The sequence below is a fragment of the Modestobacter italicus genome, from assembly GCF_019799965.1.
Lineage (GTDB): Bacteria > Actinomycetota > Actinomycetes > Mycobacteriales > Geodermatophilaceae > Modestobacter > Modestobacter italicus_A.
Map to the genome: position 1 here is coordinate 674,372 of NZ_JABGCJ010000002.1, position 19,998 is coordinate 694,369.

The 19,998-nt window shown below is 75.4% G+C and carries 19 protein-coding genes; 18 read left to right on the forward strand and 1 reads right to left on the reverse strand.

Annotated features, from left to right (window positions below; all coding sequences use genetic code 11):
- Positions 1-94 precede the first annotated feature (94 nt).
- The 15 genes from pyrR (at position 95) to HLA93_RS07310 (ending at position 16,474) form a co-directional block, all read left to right on the forward strand.
- Positions 95-688 (forward strand): bifunctional pyr operon transcriptional regulator/uracil phosphoribosyltransferase PyrR, encoded by a 594-nt coding sequence (gene pyrR, locus HLA93_RS07240; RefSeq protein WP_222193661.1) that lies wholly within the window; start codon positions 95-97, stop codon positions 686-688.
- A complete protein-coding gene (locus HLA93_RS07245) occupies positions 685-1,605 on the forward strand; it encodes an aspartate carbamoyltransferase catalytic subunit (RefSeq protein ID WP_222193662.1) in 921 nt (306 codons plus the stop codon). The genes pyrR and HLA93_RS07245 overlap by 4 nt, the downstream gene beginning before the upstream one ends.
- Entirely contained in the window at positions 1,602-2,888 is a 1,287-nt protein-coding gene (locus HLA93_RS07250; protein ID WP_222193663.1) for a dihydroorotase, read from the forward strand. Before HLA93_RS07245 ends, HLA93_RS07250 begins: the two co-directional genes overlap by 4 nt.
- Positions 2,885-4,048, forward strand: coding sequence for a glutamine-hydrolyzing carbamoyl-phosphate synthase small subunit (gene carA, locus HLA93_RS07255; protein WP_222193664.1), 1,164 nt, complete (start codon positions 2,885-2,887; stop codon positions 4,046-4,048). Before HLA93_RS07250 ends, carA begins: the two co-directional genes overlap by 4 nt.
- Position 4,049: 1 nt before the next feature.
- Positions 4,050-7,370 carry a carbamoyl-phosphate synthase large subunit gene (gene carB / locus HLA93_RS07260; protein ID WP_222193665.1) on the forward strand — a complete coding sequence of 1,107 codons (3,321 nt, stop codon included), beginning with the start codon at positions 4,050-4,052 and terminating at the stop codon, positions 7,368-7,370.
- Positions 7,367-8,749 carry a dihydroorotate oxidase gene (locus HLA93_RS07265; protein ID WP_308127993.1) on the forward strand — a complete coding sequence of 461 codons (1,383 nt, stop codon included), beginning with the start codon at positions 7,367-7,369 and terminating at the stop codon, positions 8,747-8,749. Before carB ends, HLA93_RS07265 begins: the two co-directional genes overlap by 4 nt.
- On the forward strand, positions 8,746-9,627 hold the full coding sequence (gene pyrF / locus HLA93_RS07270) for an orotidine-5'-phosphate decarboxylase (RefSeq protein ID WP_222193666.1): 882 nt from the start codon (positions 8,746-8,748) through the stop codon (positions 9,625-9,627). The genes HLA93_RS07265 and pyrF overlap by 4 nt, the downstream gene beginning before the upstream one ends.
- Positions 9,624-9,923 carry a hypothetical protein gene (locus HLA93_RS07275; protein WP_222193667.1) on the forward strand — a complete coding sequence of 100 codons (300 nt, stop codon included), beginning with the start codon at positions 9,624-9,626 and terminating at the stop codon, positions 9,921-9,923. The genes pyrF and HLA93_RS07275 overlap by 4 nt, the downstream gene beginning before the upstream one ends.
- A gap of 5 nt (positions 9,924-9,928) precedes the next feature.
- On the forward strand, positions 9,929-10,198 hold the full coding sequence (locus HLA93_RS07280; RefSeq protein WP_222193668.1) for a hypothetical protein: 270 nt from the start codon (positions 9,929-9,931) through the stop codon (positions 10,196-10,198).
- A gap of 217 nt (positions 10,199-10,415) precedes the next feature.
- The gene (gene mihF / locus HLA93_RS07285; RefSeq protein ID WP_222193669.1) at positions 10,416-10,772 is read left to right on the forward strand and encodes an integration host factor, actinobacterial type; all 357 of its coding nucleotides are present in this window, start codon (positions 10,416-10,418) and stop codon (positions 10,770-10,772) included.
- Between the two features lie 77 nt (positions 10,773-10,849).
- A complete protein-coding gene (gene gmk / locus HLA93_RS07290) occupies positions 10,850-11,398 on the forward strand; it encodes a guanylate kinase (protein ID WP_439957963.1) in 549 nt (182 codons plus the stop codon).
- 84 nt (positions 11,399-11,482) lie between these two features.
- Positions 11,483-11,746, forward strand: a complete 264-nt coding sequence (rpoZ, locus tag HLA93_RS07295) for a DNA-directed RNA polymerase subunit omega (protein ID WP_014741310.1) — start codon at positions 11,483-11,485, stop codon at positions 11,744-11,746.
- Positions 11,747-11,889: 143 nt separating this feature from the next.
- Entirely contained in the window at positions 11,890-13,155 is a 1,266-nt protein-coding gene (coaBC, locus tag HLA93_RS07300; protein WP_222193670.1) for a bifunctional phosphopantothenoylcysteine decarboxylase/phosphopantothenate--cysteine ligase CoaBC, read from the forward strand.
- A 110-nt stretch (positions 13,156-13,265) separates the two neighbouring features.
- Positions 13,266-14,480, forward strand: coding sequence for a methionine adenosyltransferase (metK, locus tag HLA93_RS07305; protein WP_222193671.1), 1,215 nt, complete (start codon positions 13,266-13,268; stop codon positions 14,478-14,480).
- 8 nt (positions 14,481-14,488) lie between these two features.
- The gene (locus tag HLA93_RS07310; RefSeq protein WP_222193801.1) at positions 14,489-16,474 is read left to right on the forward strand and encodes a primosomal protein N'; all 1,986 of its coding nucleotides are present in this window, start codon (positions 14,489-14,491) and stop codon (positions 16,472-16,474) included.
- Between the two features lie 44 nt (positions 16,475-16,518).
- Here the strand turns inward: HLA93_RS07310 and HLA93_RS07315 are convergent, their stop codons facing one another.
- On the reverse strand, positions 16,519-17,013 hold the full coding sequence (locus HLA93_RS07315) for a hypothetical protein (RefSeq protein ID WP_222193672.1): 495 nt from the start codon (positions 17,011-17,013) through the stop codon (positions 16,519-16,521).
- A gap of 61 nt (positions 17,014-17,074) precedes the next feature.
- Here HLA93_RS07315 and def point away from each other — a divergent pair, with 61 nt between their 5' ends.
- Genes def through HLA93_RS07330 form a run of 3 tightly spaced genes read left to right on the forward strand, consistent with a single transcriptional unit; the run spans position 17,075 to position 19,997 of the window.
- Complete coding sequence (gene def / locus HLA93_RS07320; RefSeq protein WP_222193673.1) at positions 17,075-17,632, forward strand: peptide deformylase; 558 nt, start codon at positions 17,075-17,077, stop codon at positions 17,630-17,632.
- A gap of 5 nt (positions 17,633-17,637) precedes the next feature.
- Entirely contained in the window at positions 17,638-18,570 is a 933-nt protein-coding gene (gene fmt, locus HLA93_RS07325; protein ID WP_222193802.1) for a methionyl-tRNA formyltransferase, read from the forward strand.
- Positions 18,567-19,997, forward strand: coding sequence for an RsmB/NOP family class I SAM-dependent RNA methyltransferase (locus tag HLA93_RS07330; protein ID WP_222193674.1), 1,431 nt, complete (start codon positions 18,567-18,569; stop codon positions 19,995-19,997). Before fmt ends, HLA93_RS07330 begins: the two co-directional genes overlap by 4 nt.
- The last annotated feature ends 1 nt before the right edge of the window (position 19,998 follow it).

A 19,998-nucleotide genomic window follows, 5' to 3' on the forward strand; every position in this document is an offset into this window, starting at 1 on the left:
GTCGCCGTCGGTCCACCTCCGTCGCCGGCCGTCCCGGCCGACGACGGCGAACTCCTTTAACGACCCGTCCCGTGAGGCGGGGAAGGAGGCTGCGATGACCGAGCGCCCGGCGCCGTCATCAGAGCTGTCTGCACCACCCACGCCCGCCCAGCCGGCCGCGCTGCTGACCGCGGACGACGTCGCCCGCGTCGTCGACCGGATCGCCCACCAGCTGATCGAGAAGGCCGGGGACTCCCTCGCCGACCTCGTGCTGGTCGGCATCCCCACCCGCGGCGCCCCGCTGGCCCGCCGGCTGGCCGCCCGCGTCGAGTCCTTCTCCCAGCAGCCCGTCGAGGTCGGCACCGTCGACATCACCCTCTACCGCGACGACCTGCGGCTGCGCGGGGTGCGCGCGCTGGAGGACACCCGGCTGCCCGAGGCCGGCATCGACGGCCGGCTGGTCGTCCTCGTCGACGACGTGCTGTTCTCCGGCCGTTCGGTGCGGGCGGCGCTGGACGCGCTGCGCGACCTGGGCCGGCCGCGCGCCGTCCAGCTCGCCGTGCTGGTCGACCGCGGCCACCGGGAGCTGCCGATCCGCGCCGACTACGTGGGCAAGAACGTGCCGACCGCGCGCAGCCAGAAGGTCGAGGTGCACCTGGCCGAGATCGACGGGCTGGACGAGGTGCTGGTCACCGGGGGCGACCGGTGAAGCGGCACCTGCTGGAGGCCGGCGACCTGGACCGGGCCGACGCGACCCTCGTGCTGGACACCGCGGCGCAGATCGAGCAGGCGCTGGCCGGCCGTGAGGTCAAGAAGCTGCCGACCCTGCGCGGGCGCACCGTGGTCAACCTCTTCTTCGAGGACTCCACCCGCACCCGGATCAGCTTCGAGCTGGCCGCCAAGCGGTTGAGCGCCGACGTCATCAACTTCTCCGCCAAGGGCAGCAGCGTCTCCAAGGGCGAGAGCCTCAAGGACACCGCGCTCACCCTGGAGGCGATGGGGGCCGACGGCATCGTCGTCCGGCACGGGGCCTCCGGGGCGCCGCACCGGCTCGCGCACTGGGTCCGCGGCAGCGTGGTCAACGCCGGGGACGGCACCCACGAGCACCCCACCCAGGCGCTGCTGGACGCCTACACGATCCGGCAGCGGCTGGGCCGTCTGGACGGCGTCCGGGTGGCGGTGGTCGGCGACGTGCTGCACAGCCGGGTGGCCCGCTCCAACGTCTGGCTGCTGTCCACCCTGGGCGCCGAGGTGACCCTGGTCGCCCCGCCGACGCTGCTGCCGGTGGGCGTGGGCAGCTGGCCGGTGACGGTCAGCTACGACCTGGACGCCGTGCTGCCCAAGGCCGACGTGGTGATGATGCTGCGCGTGCAGGCCGAGCGGATGAACGCCTCGTTCTTCCCCAGCGCCCGCGAGTACAGCCGGCGCTACGGCCTGGACGCCCACCGGATGGCGGCGCTGCCGGACGACGCGATCGTCATGCACCCCGGCCCGATGAACCGCGGCATGGAGATCGCCGCCGAGGTGGCCGACTCCGCCCGCTCCACGATCGTCGACCAGGTCGGCAACGGCGTCAGCGTGCGCATGGCCGTCCTGTACCTGCTGCTGGGAGGCGCACCCGAATGAGCACGCTGATCAAGGGCGCCCGCCCGTACGGCGAGGAAGCCGTCGACCTGCTGCTGGACGGTGGCGTGATCGCCGCCGTCGGCACCGACCTGCCTGCGGACGGCGCCCAGGTGGTGGACGGCTCCGGGCTGGTCGCGCTGCCCGGGCTGGTCGACCTGCACACCCACCTGCGCGAGCCGGGCCGGGAGGACGCCGAGACCGTCGAGACCGGCAGCCGAGCCGCGGCGCTGGGCGGGTTCACCGCGGTGCACGCGATGGCCAACACCGACCCGGTCGCCGACACCGCCGGCGTCGTCGAGCAGGTCTGGCGGCTGGGCCAGCAGGCCGGGCTGGTCGACGTCGTCCCGGTCGGGGCGGTCACCGTCGGCCTGCGCGGCGAGCGGCTGGCCGAGCTCGGCGCGATGGCCGACTCCGCCGCCCGGGTGCGCGTCTTCTCCGACGACGGGCACTGCGTGGCCGACCCTGCGCTGATGCGCCGGGCGCTGGAGTACGTCAAGGCCCTCGACGGCGTCGTCGCCCAGCACGCGGAGGAGCCCCGGCTCACCGTCGGCGCGCAGATGAACGAGGGCGACCGCTCCGCGCGGCTGGGGCTCACCGGCTGGCCGGCCGCGGCCGAGGAGGCGGTGATCGCCCGGGACGTGTTGCTGGCCGGTCACGTCGGGGCGCGGCTGCACGTCTGCCACGTCTCCACCGCCGGGTCGGTGGAGATCCTGCGCTGGGCGAAGTCGCGCGGGGTGCAGGTGACCGCCGAGGTGACGCCGCACCACCTGCTGCTCACCGACGAGTGCGCGGAGACCTACGACCCGGTGTTCAAGGTGAACCCGCCGCTGCGCACCGACGCCGACGTCCAGGCGCTCCGGGCCGGGCTGGCCGACGGCACGATCGACGCCGTCGCCACCGACCACGCCCCGCACGCGGTGGAGGACAAGGAGAGCGAGTGGGCCGCCGCCCGGCCGGGGATGCTCGGCCTGGAGCAGGCGCTCGCGATCGTCGTCCAGACCATGGTCGAGCCCGGCCTGCTGGACTGGCGCGGCGTCGCCGATCGCATGTCGGTCCGCCCCGCGGCCATCGGCCGCCTGGACGGGCACGGCCGCCCGCTCGCCGTCGGCGAGCCGGCCAACCTGCTGCTGCTGGACCCCACGCACCGGGCCACCGTCGACCCGGCTGCGCTGGCCAGCCGCAGCCGCAACAGCCCCTATGCCGGCCGGGAGCTCCCCGGCCGGGTGGTCGCCACGTTCCTGCGGGGCGTGCCGACCGTGCTCGACGGAAAGGCAACGAAGTGAGTGCGATCTTGGTCCTCGAGGACGGACGGACGTTCCGGGGCGACTCCTACGGCGCGACCGGGACGACGGTCGGCGAGGCGGTGTTCTCCACCGGGATGACCGGCTACCAGGAGACGCTGACCGACCCGAGCTACGCGGGTCAGATCATCACGATGACGGCCCCGCACGTCGGCAACACCGGCGTCAACGGCGAGGACGACGAGAGCCGCCGGATGTGGGTGGCCGGCTTCGTCGTGCGCGACCCCGCCCGCCGCCCGGCGAACTGGCGGGCCACCGGCAGCCTGGACGACGAGCTGGTCGCCCAGGGCGTGGTGGGGATCAGCGGGATCGACACCCGTGCGCTGACCCGGCACCTGCGCGACCGCGGTGCCATGCGCGCGGGCATCAGCACCGAGCTGGGCGCCGACGAGCTGCTGGCCCGGGTGACCGGGAGCCCCAGCATGAGCGGCGCGGACCTCGCGCCGGGCGTCAGCGCCAGCGAGCCCTACGTCGTCCCGGCGGTGGGGGAGAAGCGGTTCACCATCGCTGCTCTCGACCTCGGCATCAAGACCGCCACCCCGCGCTACCTGGCCGAGCTCGGCGTGGAGACCCACGTGCTGCCGGCCACCGCGACCGCCGAGCAGCTGCTCGAGCACGGCGTGGACGGCGTCTTCGTCTCCAACGGACCCGGCGACCCGGCCGCTGCGGACTACGCGGTCGAGGCGGTGCGCGGGGTGCTCGAGGCCCGCCGTCCGCTGTTCGGCATCTGCTTCGGCAACCAGATCCTCGGCCGGGCGCTGGGGCTGGGCACCTACAAGCTGCGCTTCGGCCACCGCGGCCTGAACCAGCCGGTGCTGGACCGGGTGAGCGGCACGGTGCGGGTCACCAGCCACAACCACGGCTTCGCCGTCGACGCCCCGCTGGACCGGCCGACCGACACCCCGTTCGGCCCGGTCGAGGTCAGCCACGTGGGCCTCAACGACCAGGTGGTCGAGGGCCTGCGGCTGCTGGAGACCCCGGCGTTCAGCGTGCAGTTCCACCCCGAGGCCGCGGCCGGCCCGCACGACGCCAACCCGCTGTTCGGCCGGTTCGTCGACCTGATGGCGGCCGAGCGCGAGCGCGGGCAAGCGGTCAGCCCCCCACTGACCGTGCAGGACACCACCGGCGAGAAGGGGGCCTGAGATGCCCAAGCGGACGGACCTCCAGCACGTGCTGGTGATCGGCTCCGGGCCGATCGTGATCGGCCAGGCCAGCGAGTTCGACTACTCCGGCACCCAGGCCTGCCGGGTGCTCAAGGCCGAGGGCCTGCGCGTGAGCCTGGTCAACAGCAACCCGGCGACGATCATGACCGACCCCGAGGTCGCCGACGCCACCTACGTGGAGCCGCTGACCCCGGAGTTCGTCGAGCGGGTCATCGCCGCCGAGCGCCCCGACGCGCTGCTGGCGACCCTCGGCGGTCAGACGGCGCTGAACATCGCCATCGGGCTGTACGAGAACGGCGTGCTGGAGAAGTACGGCGTCCAGCTGATCGGCGCCGACGTCGACGCGATCAACCGCGGCGAGGACCGGCAGAAGTTCAAGGACATCGTCCGCTCCATCGGCGCCGACGCCCCCCGCTCGACGGTCTGCTCGACGGTCGAGGAGGCGCTGGCCACCGCCGAGGAGGTCGGCTACCCGGTCGTCATCCGGCCCAGCTTCACCATGGGCGGGCTGGGCTCGGGGATCGCCACCGACGAGCCGATGCTGCGCCGGATGGCCGGCCACGGGCTGGCCGACTCACCGGTGCACACCGTGCTCATCGAGGAGTCGGTGCTCGGGTGGAAGGAGTACGAGCTCGAGCTGATGCGCGACCGCAGCGACAACGTGGTGGTCATCTGCTCGATCGAGAACATCGACGCGATGGGCGTGCACACCGGTGACTCGGTGACCGTCGCCCCGGCGATGACCCTCACCGACCGCGAGTACCAGCAGATGCGCGACGTCGGCATCGCCGTGCTGCGCGAGGTCGGGGTGGACACCGGCGGCTGCAACATCCAGTTCGCCGTCCACCCGGAGACCGGCCGGCTCGTGGTGATCGAGATGAACCCGCGGGTGTCGCGGTCCTCCGCGCTGGCCTCCAAGGCGACCGGCTTCCCGATCGCCAAGATCGCCGCCAAGCTGGCGATCGGCTACACCCTCGACGAGATCACCAACGACATCACCGGGGTCACCCCCGCCTCGTTCGAGCCGTCGCTGGACTACGTCGTGGTGAAGATCCCGCGCTTCGCCTTCGAGAAGTTCCCCGGCGCCGACCCGCGGCTGACCACGACGATGAAGAGCGTCGGCGAGGTCATGGCGATGGGCCGCAACTTCACCGAGGCCCTCGGCAAGGCGATGCGCTCGACCGAGACGTCGGCGGCCGGCTTCTGGACCGACACGGCACCGGCCGCGGACGCCGCGGCGCTGCTGGAGCAGCTGCGCACCCCCGTCGACGGCCGGCTCTACACCGCCCAGCGGGCACTGGCCGCCGGGGCCACCGTCGAGCAGGTGTCCCAGGCCAGCGGCTTCGACGCGTGGTTCGTCGACCAGATCGCCATGGTCGACGAGATCGGCGAGCAGGTCCGGGAGGCGCCCTCGCTCACCCCGGAGCTGCTGCGCCGGGCCAAGCGGCACGGCCTGTCCGACCGGCAGGTCGCCGCGCTGCGCCCCGAGCTGGCCGGCGAGGACGGCGTCCGGACGCTGCGCTGGCGGCTGGGCATCCGGCCGGTCTACAAGACGGTCGACACCTGCGCCGCCGAGTTCGCCGCCCGCACGCCGTACCACTACTCCTCCTACGACTCCGAGACCGAGGTCGAGCCGCGGGAGCGGCCCGCGGTGCTGATCCTGGGCTCCGGCCCGAACCGGATCGGCCAGGGCGTGGAGTTCGACTACTCCTGCGTGCACGCGGTCATGGCCCTGCAGGACGCCGGCTACGAGGCGGTGATGGTCAACTGCAACCCCGAGACCGTCTCCACCGACTACGACACCGCCGACCGGCTGTACTTCGAACCGCTGACGTTCGAGGACGTCCTGGAGGTCGTGGAGGCCGAGCGCGCCGCCGGCCCGGTCGCCGGGGTGATCTGCACCCTGGGCGGGCAGACCCCGCTGGGCCTGGCGCAGCGGCTCAAGGACGCCGGCGTCCCCGTGCTCGGCACGTCCCCGGAGGCGATCGACGCCGCCGAGGACCGCGGCGAGTTCTCCCGGGTGCTCTCCGACTGCGGGCTGCTCGCCCCGAAGCACGGCATGGCGACGACGTCGGGCGAGGCGACCGCCATCGCGGCGTCGATCGGCTACCCGGTGCTGGTGCGGCCCTCCTACGTGCTCGGTGGGCGCGGCATGGAGATCGTCTACGACGACGACACGCTGGAGGCCTACATCCGCCGGGCCACCGACGTGAGCGCCGACCACCCGGTGCTGGTCGACCGGTTCCTCGAGGACGCCATCGAGATCGACGTCGACGCGCTCTACGACGGCACCGACCTCTACCTGGGCGGGGTCATGGAGCACATCGAGGAGGCCGGCATCCACTCCGGCGACTCGGCGTGCGCGCTGCCCCCGATCACCCTGGGCGGCGCCGACCTGGCCGCCATCCGCCGGGCCACCGAGGCGCTCGCCGCCCGGATCGGCGTGCGCGGGCTGATGAACGTGCAGTACGCGCTCAAGGACGACGTCCTGTACGTCCTGGAGGCCAACCCGCGGGCCAGCCGCACCGTGCCGTTCGTGTCCAAGGTGACCGCGGTGCAGCTGGCGAAGGCCGCGGCCCGCATCGCCGTCGGCCAGACGATCGCCCAGCTGCGCACGGACGGGGTGCTGCCGGCCACCGGCGACGGCACCGACCTGCCGGTCGAGGGTCCGATCGCGGTCAAGGAGGCAGTGCTGCCCTTCCACCGGTTCCGGACGATCGAGGGCCAGGGCGTGGACACCGTGCTCGGGCCGGAGATGAAGTCCACCGGCGAGGTGATGGGCATCGACGCCGAGTTCGGCACGGCCTTCGCCAAGTCCCAGGCCGCCGCCTACGGCGACCTGCCCACCGGTGGCACGGTGTTCGTGTCGCTGGCCAACCGGGACAAGCGCGCGGCGGTCTTCCCGGTCAAGCGGCTGGCCGACCTGGGCTTCCGGGTGCTGGCCACGGTCGGCACCGCGCAGGTGCTGCGCCGCAACGGGGTGGCCTGTGAGGTGGTCGGCAAGTTCTCCGACGGCCCGGGCAACGTGGTCGAGCGCATCCTGGCCGGGGAGATCGACCTGGTGGTCAACACCCCGTTCGGCACGCCCGGCAACAGCGGCCCCCGGCTGGACGGCTACGAGATCCGGGCGGCCGCGGTGGGCGCCGGGATCCCCTGCATCACCACGGTGCAGGGGATGGCCGCCACCGTGCAGGGCGTCGAGGCCCTGCGCCGCGGTGACCTCGGGGTGCGCAGCCTGCAGGACCTGCACCGCGCACTGGCCGCCGCGCAGGCGGCGGTGGGGGACGGGACGAGGGTGTGAGCTCCCCGGACGGCGCAGTCGCGCGGTTGCGCGAGGAGCTGGTCGGCCGCCGGCTGACCGCGGGGCTGCCGGCGGCGTTCCTGGCCGGGGCCACCCGGTTCGGGTCGCCGCCGGAGGCCGAGCGGGCCGCGCTGGCCGCGGCGGCCGGGGACCTGGCCGCCCGGCTGGAGGCGGGCACGGTCACCGCCGCGGACGAATCGCTGCTGGTGCGCGTCCTGTACTTCGCCGGCCACTCCGACGTGCTGGCCGGGCTCGGCGTGCGCGCCCCGGCCTACGACGTGCGGGGCGGCTTCCGGGAGAACATCGCCACCCCGCCGGGGCCACGGCTGCCCACCCGGCCGGTGGTCGCCGGCCGCCGGTGGCCGCTGCTCGGCCGCACCATCGGCTTCCCGATCGGGGTGCCGGCCTGCGTGCTGACCGGCGGCGAGGAGTGGGTCCGCTACCTCGGCGGCAACGGGTTCAACGTGCTCAGCTACAAGACGGTGCGCAGCCGCGCCCACGAGCCGAACGCCCAGCCCAACTGGGTGTACGCGGCCCGGGAGACGACGAGCCTGCCGCCCGGCGCGGCCGGTGCGGTGACCGCCGACCCGTGGGACTGGGTGCCACCCGGCTCCCCGTCGGTGAGCACGGTCAACTCCTTCGGCGTCCCCTCGCTGCCGCCGGAGGAGTGGATGGCCGACCTCGGCCGCGCGCTGGCCGAGCTGGCCGAGGACCAGCTGCTGCTGGTCAGCGTGATGGGCGACGACTACGACTCGCCCACCCCGCAGCTGGACGCCCTCGTCGCCGACTTCGCGCGCACCGCGCAGCTGGCCGAGGAGGCCGGCGCCCCGGTGGTCGAGCTCAACCTGTCCTGCCCCAACTCGCTGAGCCGGTCCTCGTCCGGGGTGAAGCCGCCGCTGTGCCTGGACCCGGAGGCGACCCTGGCCGTCGTGGCCGGCGTGCGCCGGGCGCTGGACGACCGCACCGGCCTGGTGGCCAAGCTCTCCTGGCTGGACGAGGGGGCCCTGGCGGCGCTGGTGCCGCGGCTGGCGCCGCTGGTCGACGGCATCGCCGGGATCAACACGCTGCAGAGCCGGGTCCGGCGCAGCGACGGGCAGGCGACCTTCCCCGGCCGGGACCTCGCCGGGCTGTCCGGCGTCGCGGTCCGTGACTCGGCGCTGGACTTCACCCGGCGGCTGGTCGCGCTCCGGGACGCCGGGAGCGCCCGGTTCGACGTGCTGGCGATGGGCGGGGTGACCGACCCCGCCTCGTTCCAGGCGCTGTACGACCTGGGGGCCGACGCCGTGCAGACCGCCTCCGGGGCGTTCGCCGACCCGTTCCTGGCCCGCGCCTGCGCCGACGAGCTGGGCGCCACCCTGCCCCGGGCGGTGGCGGCGTGAGCACTCTCCCGTTCGGTCAGCGGCTGGCCGACGCCGTCGCCGCCCGCGGACCGCTCTGCGTGGGCATCGACCCGCACGTGCCGCTGCTGGAGCGCTGGGGCCTGCCCGACAGCCCCGACGGGCTGGCCCGGTTCACCGACACCGTGGTCGACGCGCTGGCCGGCCACGTCGCCGTGCTCAAGCCGCAGCTGGCCTTCTACGAGCGGCACGGCTCCCGCGGGCTGGCCGCCCTGGAGGACGCCGTCGCCCGCGCCCGGTCCGCCGGGGCGCTGGTCCTGCTGGACGCCAAGCGCGGGGACATCGGCTCGACGATGGACGCCTACGCCGACTACCTGCGCCCCGACCACCCGCTCGCGGTGGACGCGCTGACGGTCAGCCCCTTCCTCGGGCCGGGCTCCCTGCAACCGGCCGTGGACACCGCCCACTGGACCGGTGGCGGGCTGTTCGTGCTGGCCCGCACCTCCAACCCGGACGCCGGTACGCTGCAGCACGCGATGGTCGGCCCCCGCAGCGCCGCCCAGGTCGTGGTGGACACCGTCCGGAGCTGGAACACCCCCGGCTGGGTGGTGGGCGACCCGCTGCCCGACGTCGCCGCGGTGCGCGACCTGCAGGGCCGCTGGGGCGCGACCACGGGCTCCTTCGGCGTCGTGGTGGGTGCGACGCTGCCCGACCTGGACGTCGACCTGGACGGGCTGGGCGGCCCGGTGCTCGCCCCGGGCCTGGGTGCTCAGGGCGGGTCGGTGGCCGACCTGCGCCGACTGTTCGGCACCGGGCGGGCCGTCGTCCCCACCGTCTCGCGGGACGTGCTGCAGGCCGGGCCGGACGTCGCCGCGCTGCGGGCGGCCGCCGACCGGTGGACGGCGGAGCTCACCGCGTGAGGCGCGCGGCGCCCCGGCTGGTGCTGTCCCTCGGGGCGGCGCTGTGCGCGCTGGGCGTCGCGCTGTTCTGGCGGGCGAACCGGCCGGGATCGCGCACGGACGGCGGCTGGGGCGCCTACACGCCCCTGCCGGCCGACACCGCCTACGAGAGCCGGCTGACCCTGTCGTTCGACGACCGCTGGGCGGTGCTCTGGACCGCCGGCCACGTCGCGGGTGCCGGGCTGGTCGTCGCCGGGCTGCTCGTGCTGTCCGGGCTGGCCGGGTGGGCACTGGGCCGCAGCCGGGCCCGCCGGTGAGCAGGGTGCCCCGCAGTGTGCTGGTCACCGGCGCGGTCGCGGTGCTGTGGCTGGGCACCGGCGTCGTCCTCCTGCTGACCGGCGGGGCCGACCCGGTGGTGGTGTACGGGGGCAGCTACGAGCCGGCCTGCCCGGAGTGGCCGTCCTGCGGCCCGGCGCCCTGGCGGACGTCGCTGAGCGGTGTTCAGGTGGCCGGTGGGGGCGTCGCGGTCCTGGGCGGGCTGCTGTTGGCCGGGGTGGCCGGCTGGCTGCGGGGTGCCCGACCGGCCGGTTGACCAGCGGTGACGGTCCGGTTACGGCACCGTCCGGTCCGAACGCGTGTCCGTGCAGCACACCGCCCCGGCGCCGACGACACGGGGTCCAGGGTGACCAGCGCGTTCCGGGTGACTAGGTTGGCGGCCAGGCTCATACCGAGGGCCGCCTCGCAGGCAAGTCCCACACCGAAGAACCACGCCGGTCGCTGTGCCGGCATGAACACGATTGGGTTGCTCCGTGCCCCTTCCCGAGTTGTCCCCCGAACAGCGCGCCGCCGCCCTGGAGAAGGCCGCCGCGGCCCGAAAGGCCCGTGCCGAGCTGCGCGAGCGACTGAAGAGCAAGGGCACCACGGTCGGCGACGTCCTCAAGCAGGGCGAGACCGACGAGATCATCGGCAAGATGCGCGTCTCGGCCGTCCTGGAGTCCCTCCCGGGCGTCGGCAAGGCCCGTGCGGCCAAGATCATGGAGCGCCTGGAGATCTCGCCCACCCGCCGCGTGCGCGGCCTGGGTGCCAACCAGCGTCGCGCGCTGGAGTCCGAGTTCGCCGGCGAGCAGGTCGAGCCGGACCAGGTGCCCACCGAGGGCCTCCTCTGAGCGGATCCCGCGGTGGTCTCCGGCCACCCCGGTCCGAGGGGCGCCGAGCAGGTGGGCTGGGCCGCGCGCGGCTGACCGTGCTCTCCGGACCCTCCGGGGTGGGGAAGGGCACGGTCGTCGCCGAGGTCCGGCGCCGGCACCCGGAGGTCTGGGTGTCGGTGTCGGTGACCACCCGGGCTCCCCGGCCGGGCGAGGTCGACGGCGAGCACTACTGGTTCGTCGACGACGAGTACTTCGACTGGCTGATCGCCAACGACGGGCTGCTCGAGTGGGCCGAGTACGCCGGGAACCGCTACGGCACCCCGGTCGCGCCGGTGGAGGAGCAGCTGGCCTCCGGGGCGCCCGCGCTGCTGGAGATCGAGCTCCAGGGGGCCCGTCAGGTGCGCACCCGCGCACCCGAGGCCCAGCTGGTCTTCCTCGCCCCGCCGTCCTGGGGTGAGCTGGTCAGCCGGCTGGCCGGCCGGGGCACCGAGCACCCCGACGTCCAGGAGCGCCGGCTGGCGCTGGCGCAGGCCGAGCTGGACGCCTCCGGGGAGTTCGACGTGGTCGTCGTCAACGACGACGTGGCCAGAGCGGCAGACGAGTTGGTAGGCTTGCTGACTGCGCCTCCGCCCGCTGGTCGCTGACCGCTGCCGAGGGCGCACCCGAGGCGACCGCGCGGACTCGTTCCGCCGCCCGCCCGCACACCGAGTTGAGGAGCACGCCCGCCCGTGTCCGGAGTCGCACCCGCCCCTGAGGGCATCACCAACCCGCCGATCGACGAGCTGCTCGAGCGCACCAGCAGCAAGTACGGGCTGGTCATCTACGCCGCCAAGCGCGCGCGTCAGATCAACGCCTACTACAGCCAGCTCTCCGAGGGCCTGCTGGAGTACGTCGGCCCGCTGGTCGACACCGCGCCCCAGGAGAAGCCGCTCTCGATCGCGCTCCGCGAGATCAACGAGGGCCTGCTGACCCACACCGCCGGCGAGAACTGAGGAAGGACCCCCTCGCCCCCCACCACTCGCACGCTCGTGGCGGGGCCCTGCGAGGGGGCCGTTCCAGCACCTCACGGCCCCCGAACTGATGACGGAGCCCCCGGCTGGTGCCGGGGGCTCCGTCGTGCGTGGAGGATGGACCCATGAGCCAGATCGTGCTCGGCGTGGGCGGCGGCGTCGCCGCCTACAAGTCGGCGCTGCTGCTGCGCGCCCTGACCGAGGCCGGCCACGACGTGCGCGTGGTGCCGACCGCCTCGGCGCTGCGCTTCGTCGGCGCGGCCACCTTCGAGGCGCTGAGCGGCAACCCGGTCTCCACCGAGGTGTGGGACGACGTCCCCGAGGTCGCCCACGTGCGGATCGGCCAGACCGCCGACCTGGTGCTCGTCAACCCGGCGACCGCGGACCTGCTGGCCCGTGCCGCCGCCGGGCGGGCCGACGACCTGCTCACCGCGACCCTCCTCACCGCGCACTGCCCGGTCGTCTTCGTGCCCGCGATGCACACCGAGATGTGGCTGCACCCGGCCACCCAGGACAACGTCGCGACCCTGCGCCGCCGGGGCGCGGTCGTGCTGCCCCCGGCGGTCGGCCGGCTGACCGGACCCGACTCCGGGCCCGGCCGGCTGCCCGAGCCCGCCGACGTGGCCGCGCTGGCCGAGCTGGTGCTCACCGCGGGAGCCGGTGCGCTGCGCCAGGACCTCACCGGCCGCCGGGTGGTGATCACCGCCGGGGGCACCCGCGAGGCGCTGGACCCGGTGCGCTTCCTGGGCAACCGGTCCTCCGGCATGCAGGGCTGGGCGCTGGCCCGGGTGGCCGCCGCGCGCGGGGCCGAGGTGGTGCTGGTCGCGGCCAACGTCGACCAGCCGGCGCCCTTCGGGGTCCGGGTGGTCCCGGTGGAGTCCGCGGAGGAGCTGCGCACCGCCGTGCAGGCCGAGGCCGGCCAGGGCGCCGACGTGGTGGTGATGGCCGCCGCGGTGGCCGACTTCCGCCCGGCCAACGTCGCCGGCAGCAAGCTGAAGAAGGGCGGGGCCAGCGAACCCAGCTCGATCGAGCTGGTGCGCAACCCCGACGTCCTCGTCGAGCTGGTCGGCTCGCGGCCGGCCGGGCAGCTGGTGGTCGGCTTCGCCGCCGAGACCGGTGACGCCGAGGGTGACGTGCTCACCCACGCCCGCGCCAAGCTGGCCCGCAAGGGCGCCGACCTGCTGGTGGTCAACGACGTCTCCGCCGGGCGGGTCTTCGGCCGCGCCGAGAACGAGGTGACGGTGCTCGCGCCGGACGGCACGGCCACCCCGGTGCCGGCCGGGCGCAAGGACGCCGTCGCCGCCGGCATCTGGGACGCGGTGGCCGCGCAGCTGGCCCCGGCGGGTGTGGACGCCCTGCCGCACCCGACGGCTGTCGGCGACCGCCGGTAGCCTTCGTCGACGGGCCGCACCGCCACGCCGACGTCAGCACGACGGCAGCGCAGCGACGTGCCCACCGAACGCGACCACCGCGCTCGGCAGCCGACCTCAGGGAGAACCGAGTGCCACGCCGTCTCTTCACGTCCGAGTCGGTGACCGAGGGCCACCCCGACAAGATCGCCGACCAGATCAGCGACTCGATCCTGGACGCCATGCTGGCGCAGGACCCGCGCAGCCGGGTCGCCGTCGAGACCCTCATCACCACCGGTCAGGTCCACATCGCCGGAGAGGTCACCACCTCCGGGTACGTGGACATCGCCGACATCGTCCGCCGCACGATCCTGGGCATCGGCTACGACTCCTCCCGCAAGGGCTTCGACGGCGCCTCCTGCGGCGTGAGCGTCTCCATCGGCGCCCAGAGCCCGGACATCGCCCAGGGCGTGGACACCGCCTACGAGGCCCGCACCGGGGCCGAGCACCGGGCCGCGGCGGCCGAGGACCTCATCGAGCGTCAGGGCGCCGGCGACCAGGGCCTGATGTTCGGCTACGCCGTCGACGAGACCCCCGAGCTGATGCCGCTGCCGATCGCCCTGGCGCACCGGCTGTCCAAGCGCCTGTCCGCCGTCCGCAAGGACGGGTCGGTGCCCTATCTGCGCCCCGACGGGAAGGTGCAGGCCACCGTGGTCTACGAGGACGACCGTCCGGTCGCCGTGGACACCGTGGTCGTCTCCTCCCAGCACGCCGAGGACATCTCCATCGACACGCTGCTCGCCCCCGACGTGCAGGAGCTCGTCGTCGAGCCCGAGCTCGCCGCCCTGGGCCTGCCCACCACCGGCTACCGGCTGCTGGTCAACCCCACCGGCAAGTTCGTCATCGGCGGTCCGATGGGCGACGCCGGGCTGACCGGCCGCAAGATCATCGTCGACACCTACGGCGGCATGGCCCGGCACGGCGGCGGCGCCTTCTCCGGCAAGGACCCGTCGAAGGTCGACCGCTCCGGCGCCTACGCCATGCGCTGGGTGGCCAAGAACGTCGTCGCCGCGGGGCTGGCCCGCCGCTGTGAGGTGCAGGTCGCCTACGCCATCGGCGCGGCGCACCCGGTCGGGCTCTTCGTCGAGACCTTCGGCACCAACACCGTGCCGGAGGAGGCCCTGGAGAAGGCGATCACCTCGGTGTTCGACCTGCGCCCCGGCGCGATCGTCCGCGACCTGGACCTGCTGCGCCCCATCTACGCACCGACCGCGGCCTACGGGCACTTCGGCCGCACCGACATCGAACTGCCCTGGGAGCGGCTGGACCGCGTCGACGCGCTGAAGTCGGCGGTGGGCGTCAACTGACCACGGCACTGCCGACCGACGACGACCCGGGCACCCGCACGCAGCGGGTCGCCCGGGTCGTCGTCGATGTGCCGCTGGCCCACCTGGACCGGCCCTTCGACTACGCCGTGCCCGACGAGCTGGCCGAGCAGGTGGTCGCCGGCTGCCGGGTGCGGGTCAGGTTCGCCGGCAAGCTCGTGGACGGCGTCGTGCTGGAGCTGGCCGGCAGCAGCGACCACACCGGCAAGCTGGCCCCGCTGGCGAAGGTGGTCTCCGCCGAGCCGGTGCTCACCCCGGAGGTCGCCGAGCTCGCCCGCTCGGTGGCCGACCGCTACGCCGGGTCGATGACCGACGTGCTGCGGCTGGCCTTGCCGCCCCGGCGCGGGGCGCCGGAGAAGCGGCCCCGGCTGGACCCGCCGCCACCGCCGCCGGCACCCGACCCGGCCGGGTTCGCCCGGTACCCGACCGGGCCGCAGCTGCTGGCCGCCGTCGCCGAGGGGCACCCGGCCCGCGCGGTGTGGACGGCGCTGCCCGGCGAGGACTGGCCGACCCGGCTGGCCGAGCTCGCCCAGGCGGCGCTGTCGGGCGGGCGGGGCGCACTGGTCGTCGTCCCGGACGGCAAGGACCTCGACCGGCTCGCCGCAGCCGCGGAGCGGCTCCTGCCGGCCGGGTCGGTGGCGGTGCTGCGCGCCGACTCCACCCCCGACACCCGCTACGGCCGGTTCCTCAGCGCGGCTCGCGGCACCGCGCAGGTGGTGCTGGGCACCCGGGGGGCGGTCTTCGCGCCCGTGCGCGACCTGGGCCTGGTGGTGGTCTGGGACGACGGCGACGACCTGCACGCCGAGCCCCGGGCGCCCTACCCGCACGCCCGGGACGTGCTGGTGCACCGGGCTCACCTGGCCTCCTGCGCGGCCGTGGTGGCCGGCACCGCCCGCACGGCGGAGGCGGCGCTGCTGGTGGAGTCCGGCTGGGCGCACGAGCTGATCGCCGACCGCGCGACACTGCGCGCCGCGGCCCCCCGGGTGGAGGCGCTGGGCAGCGACTTCGAGCTGGCCCGCGACCCCGCCGCCCGCTCGGCCCGGCTGCCCACGCTCGGCTTCGCGGCCGCCCGCCGCGCGCTGCAGGCCGACGCCCCGGTGCTGATCCAGGTGCCGCGGTCCGGCTACGTCCCCTCGCTGGTCTGCGACCGGTGCCGCGCCCCGGCCCGTTGTGCGCACTGCGCCGGACCGCTGGGCATCGCCCCGGCACCCGGGCCGAACGGCGTCCGGATTGCGGCCTGCCGGTGGTGCGCCCGGCCGGCCGCCACCTTCGACTGCCCGCACTGCCACGGCACCAAGCTGCGAGCCGCGGTGGTCGGTGCCTCCCGGACAGCCGAGGAGCTGGGCCGGGCGTTCCCGGGCGCGGCCGTGCGGGTCTCCGGCCGGGGTTCGGGGGTGCTGGCCACCGTCTCCGCCGAACCCGCGATCGTGGTGGCCACCCCCGGGGCCGAGCCGGTGGCCGAGGGCGGCTACGGCGCGGCCCTGCTGCTGGACTCCTGGGCGCTGCTGGGCCGGGCCGACCTGCGGGCGGGGGAGGAGACGATGCGCCGCTGGGTGAACGCGGCCGCGCTCGTCCGCGCCGGTGGTCAGGTGGTGGTGGCCGCCGACGCCGGGCACCCGGTGGTGCAGGCGCTGGTCCGCTGGGACCCGGCCGGCCTGGCCGCCCGGGAGCTGGCCGACCGCCGCGAGCTGGGCTTCCCGCCGGTCACCCGGATGGCCTCGCTGGCGGCGTCACCGGCGGCGCTGGCCGACTTCCTCGACGCGCTGCGGCTGCCCGAGGGCGCCGACGTGCTGGGCCCGGTGCCCGAGCCGCCCCGGCCGGGTCAGGACGGCGAGCGGGAGCGGTACCTGGTGCGGGTCCGCCGCAGCGACGGCGTCGCGCTGGCCCGCGCGCTGCACGACGTCCAGGGGGTGCGCAGCGCCAAGAAGGTCGCCGAGCACGTGCGCGTGCAGCTGGACCCGCTCGAACTCGCCTGAGGCCCGAGGAACCCCGGCCCGGTACCGGAACGTCGCCGGCGGGGTCAGTGGGTGGACTGGGCGAGCAGCTGCGCCAGCTCGTCGTCCAGCTGCGCGGCGGCGAGGTCCTCGGCGGCCCGCTCGGTGGCCCGCCGCCAGCGCACCGGCAGTGTGCAGGCGGCCGTGCCCACGCCGGCCAGGACCCCCAGCAGCAGGTGCGGCCGCCGGTGACCGCGGCGGCGCAGTGCCCGGGCGAGCGGGCCGTGGACGGCGGCGGCCCCGAGCCCCCAGCCGGTTCTGACCAGCCCCTGGTGGCGCAGCACGGCCTGGTCGGCAGGGTGGGTCGGCTGGGTCGGCATGCCGCTGAAGGCCCGGCGCAGCGCGGGCAGGTCGTGGGCGACGGTCTCCGCGGCGACCACGGCGACCACGGCCAGCTGGACCCGCAGCCGGGCGGCGGACCGGGCGGGGTGGTCCAGGGCCGCCTCGGCGCCGCCGACCGCCAGGCCGTCGACGACGGTGCTGAGGACGGCGTGCACGCGGTGGGAGGCGAGTGAGGCCATTCCTGCACCGTAGCCAGGTCACCCCGCGACCGCTGTACTCCGGGGCACCTACCATCGTCCGGTGAGCGTCACCCCGATCCGGATCATGGGCGACCCGGTGCTGCGCACCCCGGCCGCCCCCGTCGTCGACTTCGACAAGGAGCTGCAGCAGCTCGTCGCCGACCTGACCGACACCATGCACGCCGCCGGTGGGGCGGGCATCGCCGCGCCGCAGATCGGCGTGGGCCTGCGGGTGTTCACCTGGTACGTCGACGGCGAGGTCGGCCACCTGGTCAACCCGGACGTGACGCCGGTGGGCGAGGACGTCGAGCGGGACGCCGAGGGGTGCCTGTCCATCCCCGGCTTCCGGTTCGACTGCGACCGCTACGTGACCGTCGCGGCCACCGGCTGGAACATGTACGGCGAACCCATCCGGGTCGAGGGCTCGCACAAGCTGGCCCGCGCGATCCAGCACGAGACCGACCACCTGGACGGCGTGCTGTTCGTCGACCGGCTGGACGCCGAGGCCCGCGCGGCCGCGCTGTCGGTGCTGCAGGGGGCGGAGTGGCAGGGCGCCCAGTCCTGGCTGCCCGACGGCTCGCCGGTCCCGGCCCCCGTCGTGAAGGTGAGCCCCCACTGAGGCTCCTGTTCGCCGGTACGCCGGCGCCGGCCGTCGTCGCCCTCGACGCGTTGCTGGACTCCGCCCACGAGGTCGTCGCCGTCCTCACCCGACCCGACGCCCCGTCCGGCCGGGGCCGGCGCACCAGCCGCTCGCCGGTGGCCGAGCGCGCCGACGCCGCCGGCGTCCCGGTGCTCCAGCCCCGCTCCCCGCGGGAGCCGGAGTTCCTCGCCCAGCTCGCCGACCTGGCCGTGGACTGCGCGCCGGTCGTCGCCTACGGCGCGCTGGTGCCGCCGGCCGCCCTCGCCGTCCCGCGGCACGGCTGGGTGAACCTGCACTTCTCGCTGCTGCCGGCCTGGCGCGGCGCCGCGCCGGTGCAGCACGCGGTCATGGCCGGTGACGAGGTCACCGGCGCGGCCACCTTCCGCCTGGAGGCAGGGCTGGACACCGGGCCGGTGTTCGGCGTCGTCACCGAGCCGATCGGCCCCCGCGACACCGCCGGCGACCTGCTCGACCGGCTGGCGGTCAGCGGTGCCCGGCTGCTGGTGGCGACCCTGGACGGCATCGCCGAGGGTTCGCTGCGGCCCGAGCCGCAGCCGGCCGAGGGCATCAGCCTCGCGCCGCGGATCGAGACCGAGGACGCCCGCGTCGACTGGGCGCTGCCCGCGCACGTGGTCGACCGCCGGGTCCGTGGCGTGACCCCGGCGCCGGGTGCCTGGACCACCTGGCGGGGCAACCGGCTGCGGCTGGCCCCGGTGGAGCCGCTGACCTCCTCGCTGGCGCTGGAGCCCGGCGAGCTGTCGGTCGGCCCGACCGGTGTGCTCGTGGGCACCGGGCGCGGCGCTGTCCGGCTCACCCAGGTGCAGCCGGCCGGCAAGAAGATGACCCCCGCGACCGACTGGGCCCGCGGCGCCCGGCCCGAGCCCGGCGAGCGACTCGGCGAGCAGGTGGGCGCATGACGGGGCCGGAGCGCCGGGCGGCGCACAAGCGGCGGAACGACCCCGGCCGGGGCAACCAGCGGCCGAACGGCCAGCGACCGGAGTCCCGGCGGCACCGGCCGGTGCTCGACGGCGCCCGGCTGACCGCCTACGACGTGCTGGACGGCGTCTCCAGCCGCGCCGCCTACGCCAACCTGCTGCTGCCCCAGCTGCTGCGCGAACGGCAGCTGGAGCCCCGCGACGCCGCTTTCGCCACCCAGCTGGCCTACGGCACCCTGCGCGCCACCGGCACGCTGGACGCGGTGCTCACCACGCTGGTCTCCCGGCCGCTGGCCGAGCTGGACCCGCGGGTGCTGGACCTGCTGCGGCTGGGCACCCACCAGCTCATCGACCTGCGGGTGCCCGCGCACGCCGCGGTCGACACCACCGTGGCGCTGACCCGGGCGATCGTCGGCACCGGGGCCTCCGGGCTGGTCAACGCCGTGCTGCGCAAGGTCGCCGCGGGCGGGGACCGGGCCGCCTGGGTGACCGCGCTGGCGCCGGCCGACGACGACGAGCGGCTGAGCCTGACCACCGACCACCCGCGCTGGATCGTCGAGGCCTGGCGCGACGCCCTCGGGGCCGAGGACGAGGTCGAGCCCGCGCTGCTCGCCGACGACGCCGCACCCGAGGTGCACCTGGTCGCCCGGCACGTCGACCGCGACGAGCTGGCCACCGAGTCCGGCGGCGAGCCCGGGCCGTGGTCGCCCTTCGCCGTCCGGCTGCCCAGCGGCGACCCGGGCAGGCTGCCCGCCGTCCGCTCGGGTGCGGCGGCCGTGCAGGACGAGGGCAGCCAGCTGGCCGCCCTGGCGCTCACCCGGGCACCGCTGGAGGGCGCCGACGAGCGCTGGCTGGACATGTGCGCCGGCCCCGGCGGCAAGGCCGGGCTGCTCGCCGCCGTCCGCCCCGCGGGGGTGCACCTGACCGCCGCCGACCGCAGCGAGCACCGCGCCGAGCTGGTGCGCGGCGCGCTGACGGGCGAGGACGACGTCGACGTCCGGGTCGCCGACGGCACCGCGCCGGACTGGCCGGCCGGCTCCTTCGACCGGGTGCTGCTGGACGCCCCGTGCACCGGGCTCGGCGCGCTGCGCCGCCGGCCGGAGGTGCGCTGGCGGCGCGGGCCCGCCGACGTCGCCCCGCTGGCCGAGCTGCAACGGCAGCTGCTGGACAGTGCGCTGGCGTCGGTGCGGCCCGGGGGAGTGGTCGCCTACGTGACCTGCTCGCCGCACACCGCCGAGACCGTCGACGTGGTCGACGCGGTCGCCGGCCGGGACGACGTCGAGGTGCTGCCGGTCGCGCCGCTGTTCCCGGAGGTGCCCGGTGTGCAGCGTGGCGACTACGGGCAGCTGTGGCCGCACCGGCACGGCACCGACGCGATGTTCCTGGCGCTGCTCCGCCGCACCCGCTGAG

Excerpts from the sequence above, each read along its gene's own strand:
- pyrR (WP_222193661.1), top strand. The coding sequence starts at position 95 with ATGACCGAGCGCCCGGCGCCGTCATCAGAGCTGTCTGCACCACCCACG.
- HLA93_RS07330 (WP_222193674.1), top strand. The coding sequence starts at position 18,567 with ATGACGGGGCCGGAGCGCCGGGCGGCGCACAAGCGGCGGAACGACCCC.
- HLA93_RS07315 (WP_222193672.1), bottom strand. The coding sequence starts at position 17,013 with ATGGCCTCACTCGCCTCCCACCGCGTGCACGCCGTCCTCAGCACCGTC.
- HLA93_RS07250 (WP_222193663.1), top strand. The coding sequence starts at position 1,602 with ATGAGCACGCTGATCAAGGGCGCCCGCCCGTACGGCGAGGAAGCCGTC.
- coaBC (WP_222193670.1), top strand. The coding sequence starts at position 11,890 with ATGAGCCAGATCGTGCTCGGCGTGGGCGGCGGCGTCGCCGCCTACAAG.
- carB (WP_222193665.1), top strand. The coding sequence starts at position 4,050 with ATGCCCAAGCGGACGGACCTCCAGCACGTGCTGGTGATCGGCTCCGGG.